The following is a 6690-nucleotide window of genomic DNA, read 5'->3' on the forward strand; positions in this document are numbered from 1 at the left end:
CTGCAGGCGACAGTGGCGGGAGTGGGCCGGGCGCATGGCAACGTCAGCCAGGGCGGGTCGAGGCATGGGCCGGAATCTCTGCGAGCGTTGGAGATCCCGCGAGTCCCGTGTCCGGCATAAAACCGGACGTCCCGAGACGGCGATCGTCTCACACTATAATCCCACAGAGGCGAAAGCCGTCTCGGGATCCGCCTTCGCAGTCGATCTGCGAAGCAATCGAAAACCGCGTCCCAGGCGGCGCTTGCGCATGCCTGCCCCTTCACTCGTCCAAAACCCTTCCCATATATTCCCTCGTGACAGGGCAGCGCCGCCAAGCGGGCGTCCGTCAGACGACGCTTCCGCCGCATGGTCGGTGCCTTCGGGGCCAGCATGCGGGCGAGACAAGGAGAGTTGAATGAATATCGAAAAATACACCGAGCGGGCCCGTGGCTTCATCCAAAGCGCGCAGACCGCAGCTTTGGGCAAGGGGCACCAGCAGTTCGCACCCATCCACCTGCTCAAGGTCCTGCTTGACGATGACCAGGGCATGGCCAATGGCCTGATCGAGCGCGCCGGGGGCGATCCCAAGGCCGCGCGCGCAGGCGTGGAAGCGGCCCTTGGCAAGATCCCCAGCGTGTCCGGCGACGGCTCGCAGCTCTATCTCAGCCGCGAACTGGCCCGTGTCTTCGACACGGCAGAATCGGCTGCGCAGAAGGCCGGCGACTCCTATGTCACCGTCGAACGCCTCCTCCTTGCCCTCGTGGTTGAAAAGGACACCGATGCTGGCAAGATCCTGCTCTCCGCCGGCCTGACGCCGCAGACGCTGAACGCTGCGATCGAGGAAATCCGCAAGGGCCGCAGCGCCGACTCGGCCACGGCCGAAAACAGCTATGACGCGCTCAAGAAATATGCCCGCGACCTCACCGCCGATGTGCGCGAAGGCAAGCTCGATCCCGTGATCGGCCGCGACGAGGAAATCCGCCGCACCATCCAGGTCCTGTCGCGTCGCACCAAGAACAACCCAGTGCTGATCGGCGAACCCGGGGTCGGCAAGACCGCCATTGCCGAGGGCCTTGCCATCCGCATCGTCAATGGCGACGTGCCGGAATCGCTCAAGAACAAGTCGCTCCTGTCGCTCGACATGGGCGCGCTGATTGCTGGCGCGAAATATCGCGGCGAGTTCGAGGAGCGCCTCAAGAGCGTCCTTTCCGAAGTCACGGCCTCGGATGGGCAGATCATCCTTTTCATCGACGAAATGCATACCCTGGTCGGCGCCGGCAAGAGCGATGGCGCCATGGATGCATCAAACCTCCTCAAGCCCGCTCTGGCCCGCGGTGAGCTCCACTGCGTCGGCGCCACCACGTTGGATGAATATCGCAAGCATGTGGAAAAGGACCCCGCGCTCGCCCGTCGCTTCCAGCCGGTCTTCGTCGACGAACCGACGGTGGAAGACACGATCTCGATCCTGCGCGGCCTCAAGGAAAAGTACGAGCTCCATCACGGCATCCGCATCTCGGACTCGGCCCTGGTGAGCGCGGCAACACTTTCCAACCGCTACATCACCGACCGCTTCCTGCCCGACAAGGCCATCGACCTGATGGACGAGGCGGCGGCGCGCCTGCGCATGGCTGTCGATAGCAAGCCCGAAGCGTTAGACGAACTCGATCGCCGCATCATGCAGCTCAAGATCGAGCGCGAAGCCCTGCGCAAGGAAGAGGACGAAGGCTCCAGGACCCGCCTCGGCCGGCTCGAAACCGAACTGGCCGACCTCGAAGAGCAGGCTCAGGGCCTCTCCACCAAGTGGCTGGCGGAAAAGGAGCGCCTGCAGGGTTCGCAAAAGCTCAAGGAAGAGCTCGACGCCGCCCGGTCGCAGCTCGAGATCGCGCAGCGCCAGGGTGACCTCGGCAGGGCCGGTGAGCTCGCCTATGGCGTTATCCCGGATCTCGAAAAGCGCATCAAGGCCGCCGAAGACAGCGACGGGGACGGCAAGGCCGATCCGGTTATGGCCGCCGAAGTGGTCACGCCCAGCGATATCGCCCAGGTTGTCTCGCGCTGGACCGGCATTCCGGTCGACCGCATGATGGAAGGCGAACGCGAAAAGCTCCTTCATATGGAAGCCTCGCTCGGCGCCCGCGTCATCGGCCAGTCGGAAGCCGTGGCGGCCGTTGCCAAGGCGGTCCGCCGCTCGCGCGCCGGCCTGCAGGATCCGAACCGGCCGATCGGTTCGTTCATGTTCCTGGGACCAACCGGCGTCGGCAAGACCGAGCTGACCAAGTCGCTGGCCCAGTTCCTGTTCGATGACGAGACCGCCATGGTCCGCCTCGACATGAGCGAGTTTATGGAAAAGCACTCGGTTGCCCGTCTGATCGGCGCCCCTCCGGGCTATGTCGGCTATGACGAGGGTGGCGTGCTGACCGAAGCGGTGCGGCGCCGGCCCTATCAGGTGGTCCTTTTCGACGAGATCGAGAAGGCGCACCCGGATGTCTTCAACGTCCTTCTCCAGGTGCTCGACGACGGGCGGCTGACGGACGGGCAGGGCCGAACGGTCGACTTCCGCAATACGGTGATCATCCTCACCTCCAACCTGGGGGCTGAATATCTGGTCGACCTGAAGGACGGGGACTCGGTCGAGCTGGTGCGCGGCAAGGTGCTCGATATGGTCAAGTCCGCCTTCCGGCCGGAATTCCTCAACCGGATCGACGAGATCCTCCTGTTCCATCGCCTGGGTCGCGAACATATGGGTTCCATCGTCGACATCCAGTTCGGGCGCCTGCTCGGCCTGCTTAAGGATCGCGACATCAGTCTCGAGCTCACGCCGCGTGCCCGCGAGTGGCTCGCCAATGAAGGCTACGACCCCGCCTATGGTGCGCGCCCGCTCAAGCGCGTCATCCAGCGCGCCGTGCAGGATGGTCTGGCCGAGGAAATCCTGGCCGGCCGCGTGTCGGACGGCTCCCGCGTCGTGGTCGATGCCAATGACGACGGCATCGTGCTGCTGCCGGGCGCGAGCGTTGAGGCCGATGCCGCTGCCTAACTGAACCACGGACCACTCAGTCAACTCCCTCCCCCTCGCGGGGAGGGAACAAGGGTGGGGGGCGAGAGCCCCGATGCTGGCAGGGTTCAGCGAAACATCTATCCAACTTATCCCCGTCCGCCGGCAACCTGCCACAATAGGCAAGCGTTGGCCTGCAAGGACCGGGGGCTCTGATGGATGATCTGCTTGTCGATACGCTGCACTGGGTCACCCGTGCCATCGAGGTCGCCGGCATCCTGGTGATCGTCGTGGGCTGCATTGCCGCTGGTTTTCGTTACGCTACCGACCGCGTCCACTCGATCGTCGAGCCCAGCCCCTATCATCGTCTGCGCTCAGGGATCGGCCGGTCGATCCTCCTCGGACTCGAACTGCTCGTTGCCGCCGACATCATCAACACCGTGGCGATCGAGCCCACTGTTCAGTCACTTGCCGTGCTCGCGGGCATTGTGCTCATCCGCACCTTTCTCAGCCTATCCCTCGAGGTGGAAATCGAAGGGCGCTGGCCCTGGCAGTCACGGCCCGCGGCAGGCGAGGAAAAAAGCGCGAAGGCCTGAACCGTGTTGTGCTTGCGACTCTCTGCGGCCTTGGCTAGGTTGGAACAAAACGAGAACTAGGAGAAGGTAAAATGGCGGACAAGATTGACTATATCGAATTCCCCTCCAGCAACCGCGCCCAAAGCAGCGCCTTCTTCCAGGCAGCCTTTGGCTGGGGCATTGTCAGCTACGGGCGCGATTACGATGGCCTGGCTGACGCGGGCATCGACGGTGGCATCGACCAGGCTGCGGAAAAAGTGGCCGCTACCATGGCCATCATCCGCACCCATGATCTGGACGATGCCGAGCGGCGCGTGGTGACGGCCGGCGGCACCATCACCCGGCCGCAGTTCGACTTCCCCGGCGGCCGGCGCTTCCACTTCCGCGAACCGGGCGGCAATGAAATGGCCGTCTACGTCGCGCGCGAGATGTGATCAGCCGGACATTCCCGCCGATGGCGGGAATGACGCTGTTGCTAGGGAGTGGTGGTGTTCTGCGCCACAGCGACCGGCTCGGGCTCGCGCGTCATCAGGTCGTTGATCTGCGCCATGGTCTGCTGGAACTGCGCCTCGTATTGCTGGGGCAGCACATTGTCCTTGGGCAGCTTGACGCTGAGCGGATCGACCAGGTTGCCGTTGATCTTGATCTCGAAATGGAGGTGTGGGCCGGTGGACTGGCCGGTCGAGCCGACATAGCCGATCACCTGCCCCTGGCGCACCTTGCTGCCGACGCCCAGCCCGTCCACGAAGCGGGAAAGGTGGCCATAGGCGGTTTCGTAGCCGTTGACATGCTTGACTTCGATCTTGTTGCCGTAGCCTGACTGCCACTTGTAATATTCGATCACGCCATCGCCCGCCGCATAGATCGGCGTGCCGGTGCGGGCGGCGAGGTCGACGCCGGTATGAAGGCGCCTGGTCTTGAAGATGGGGTGGATGCGGTAGCCGAAGCGCGACCGCAGGGTGCCGCCACCTTCGAGCGGCCGGCGATTGATGAAGCGCTTGCCCGTCTCGCCGTCGGGGTCATAGAAGTCGATGACCCCTTCGGCAGTGGCAAAGCGATAAAGCTGCCGCGTCGTGCTGCCCAGGGTCAGCGCCACATAAAGCAGCTCGCTGCGCCCCTCGGCATCGGGCGCCGATTTCAGCAGCTCGATCGAGTCACCGGCGGCAATCTTTTTGGTCATGTCCACGTCATAGGCGAACATGCCTATAATGCGTTCGATGGTAGCATCGTCGAGCTCGTGCTTGCGGCCGGTTTCCCAGATAGAGCGATAGACGCTCGGGAGATTGGCGACATTGACCTCTTCGGTGTCCTCCTCCGGGAACTCGATCTCGGCAGGAGCAAGGCCGAGCACATACTGGCCCTTGTCGGTGAGGGCTACGGTGGCGCGGTGCACATCCACATCGGCGCCGCCGTCATGCAGGTAGATGCTGAGCCGATAGGGGATCAGCGTATTGGAGGTACGCGACGGCCCGAACAGAATGCGCAACCGGGCGCCGGCCGGGAGATCGGTCGACGGAAAAACGTTCTGCAGCGTCGTATCGATCGCTGCAATCATCGCATCGGTGAAACCGTTGCGCCGCATTACCTCGTTGAGCGGCGTCCGCTCGCGAATGGTGAGAATGCGTTCCGACCGCCCCAGCTCGGCATCCGCCGCCTGGGTGGTCTTGGGAACAACGGTGACATTCTCGGCCACCCCGCCCAGCGTCCCCGCCGCCGGGTCGAGGCCAAGGTCTCGCACCGAAGGCGCAAGAGCGGCATAGGCCAGGGTCGGCGGATCGTTCTCGCTGAAGAAGGTCGCCTCGACCACGCCCCGCGCATATTCGGCTGCCGATTGATCGGAGATGGCCCGTGGCGGCACGAAGGTGGTGGGCATGGCGGCCAGCTTGACCGCCACCTCGCCCTCGACCTCGGCGCCATAGACGTCGGTGTTGATATCGAGGCTCGCCTCGGTCGCCTCGATGGGTTGCGTGGCGTTGAGGATAGCGACCGGATCGTAGTCCGGCACCCCTTCGGAAAGCGAAGTGGGCGCCGTCGCCAGCGTCGCTCGAATCCGCACGAATGGTTGGTTGCGGATCATGTCGCGCCCATCCACGGTTTCGCGGATCGAGGCTTCAATGACTTCAAGGTCCGACCGCGTGGCCGTTACCGGGCGCAGGCGGGAGGTCTTGGCAGAAAGATCCGTCGGTCCCAGCGCCTCGGTCTTGGAGCGAGGAACCTGCAGCGCCTCGTAGGCGGTCGAAAAGCTGGCTTGGCCCTGAAACGACACGTAAAGCGCTGCGCCCATCAGGAGCACGCTGGTCAGCCCAGTCATCACCGTACCGGAAAGCCAGGCGAAACTCAGTTCGCGCCCATGGGGGATCTCGCCATCCGTGGACTGGACCGTCAGCGCCGGGCTGTCCTCAAAACCTGCCGACTTCAGGAGAGCCGCATGGCGATTTCTTTGCGCTGCGTTCAACGCCCCATCCTTTGGTATGTCACGGCAGATTGGAGTCCGGTGCAAGGGCCAAGTACGCCCATGCGCGCTGAGTCTATATCAACCCCACGCCTGATCCAAAAGAAATGCGGCGAAACTCAGGACCACGGCGCAGAGCTCCGACGGCTTTCCAGGAGCTGAAAAGCGTCTGGCGTAGCAAAGCCGCGAAATCACCGGTGTCTCAGTCGAGTTTTCCACACTGCCTTGGACCCGGAGCGGCGAAAATGACAGTTTTGTCGTTTTGAGGCTTTACAGGAAAAAGGGCTCCCCCTATAACCCGCTCATCGCTGAAGAGCGCGGCGCCAAACGGCGGCGGGCACTGAAGCCGGTCACTAAGAGAAGCGAAAACTTCTCGGAGAGACCGAAAGCGGGTGTTGACACGAACTGATGCGTCGACTATATCTCCGCCAACGCTAACGACGCTGAGAACTTGTTTCTCCCACTGTTAGCGGTTTCCGACAGAGAGGAATGCGGTGCTGGGTGACCGGCGGTGTGTTTCTGTTCTCTCGTGAAATTCTGAGGACTTTGGTTCTCGACGACGAGATTTACCGGCGACGGTGATTTGGTCAGCTCTTTGACATTGTGAAGATAGAAGAAAGAGAAACGTGGACGGCGAGGTTCTTGCGAACTGAAGCTGGAAGCAATTCCGGTGGAAGTTAAAGACTTTCGATGGG

5 protein-coding genes are annotated in these 6690 nt (G+C 62.9%); 3 read left to right on the forward strand and 2 right to left on the reverse strand.

Annotated features, from left to right (window positions below; all coding sequences use genetic code 11):
* Window positions 1–394 precede the first annotated feature (394 nt).
* The 3 genes from clpB to VIL88_RS12610 all read left to right on the forward strand — a co-directional run bounded on the left by clpB (window position 395) and on the right by VIL88_RS12610 (window position 3977).
* On the forward strand, window positions 395–3010 hold the full coding sequence (gene clpB / locus VIL88_RS12600; protein ID WP_331989358.1) for an ATP-dependent chaperone ClpB: 2616 nt from the start codon (window positions 395–397) through the stop codon (window positions 3008–3010).
* Window positions 3011–3183: 173 nt separating this feature from the next.
* Window positions 3184–3564, forward strand: a complete 381-nt coding sequence (locus VIL88_RS12605) for a DUF1622 domain-containing protein (protein ID WP_331989360.1) — start codon at window positions 3184–3186, stop codon at window positions 3562–3564.
* 71 nt (window positions 3565–3635) lie between these two features.
* The gene (locus VIL88_RS12610) at window positions 3636–3977 is read left to right on the forward strand and encodes a VOC family protein (protein ID WP_331989362.1); all 342 of its coding nucleotides are present in this window, start codon (window positions 3636–3638) and stop codon (window positions 3975–3977) included.
* 41 nt (window positions 3978–4018) lie between these two features.
* Here VIL88_RS12610 and VIL88_RS12615 read toward each other — a convergent pair whose 3' ends face one another.
* Together VIL88_RS12615 and VIL88_RS12620 are read right to left on the reverse strand one after the other, a co-directional pair.
* Window positions 4019–5998: a M23 family metallopeptidase gene (locus VIL88_RS12615; protein ID WP_331989364.1), complete on the reverse strand. Its 1980-nt coding sequence runs from the start codon at window positions 5996–5998 to the stop codon at window positions 4019–4021.
* A 414-nt stretch (window positions 5999–6412) separates the two neighbouring features.
* The coding region (locus VIL88_RS12620; protein WP_331989366.1) for a hypothetical protein at window positions 6413–6690 on the reverse strand (278 nt) is incomplete at its 5' end.

This window comes from Devosia sp. (assembly GCF_036563435.1).
Taxonomy (GTDB): domain Bacteria; phylum Pseudomonadota; class Alphaproteobacteria; order Rhizobiales; family Devosiaceae; genus Devosia.

Bases quoted from the DNA above. Each gene is read 5' to 3' on its own strand.
- clpB (WP_331989358.1), top strand. From the start codon at position 395: ATGAATATCGAAAAATACACCGAGCGGGCCCGTGGCTTCATCCAAAGC.
- VIL88_RS12605 (WP_331989360.1), top strand. From the start codon at position 3,184: ATGGATGATCTGCTTGTCGATACGCTGCACTGGGTCACCCGTGCCATC.
- VIL88_RS12610 (WP_331989362.1), top strand. From the start codon at position 3,636: ATGGCGGACAAGATTGACTATATCGAATTCCCCTCCAGCAACCGCGCC.